Annotated in this window: 1 protein-coding gene; it reads right to left on the reverse strand. The window is 55.4% G+C overall.

All coding sequences use genetic code 11. The annotated features are described in order from the left end of the window. Positions 1 to 273, reverse strand: a 273-nt coding sequence (locus PQQ96_RS42295) for a transposase family protein (protein ID WP_408303394.1), incomplete at its 3' end; no start/stop codon positions are given. Positions 274 to 312 lie beyond the last annotated feature (39 nt).

Consider the following 312-nt stretch of genomic DNA (forward strand, 5'->3'; position numbering starts at 1 on the left):
CAGGCAGGTATCCAGTTGTTTTGGATCAAGCACCTCAAAGACACGTCGGATGGTGTCGTGCCCCGGGATGCCATGCGGCAATTCCAGGTATTGCTGAAGCCTCGCTTCATGGGCAATACCCCATTCCTCCATCTCGTCCCACCCCTGTGCGCCGGCGAGCACCGAGAACAGCGCAATCGACAAAATGTCGATCAACCTGTGCCAGGTTCGTCCCACGACGCGGGGATCTTCTATCGCTGACAGCCGCATGATCAGTTGTTTGCCGGGGCTCATTAGCTCGCCTCTGAAAAATCAGAGTTAACCCTTTTCTCA

It is taken from the genome of Paraburkholderia sediminicola (assembly GCF_046027825.1).
In the GTDB taxonomy this organism is placed as follows: Bacteria; Pseudomonadota; Gammaproteobacteria; order Burkholderiales; family Burkholderiaceae; genus Paraburkholderia; species Paraburkholderia sediminicola_D.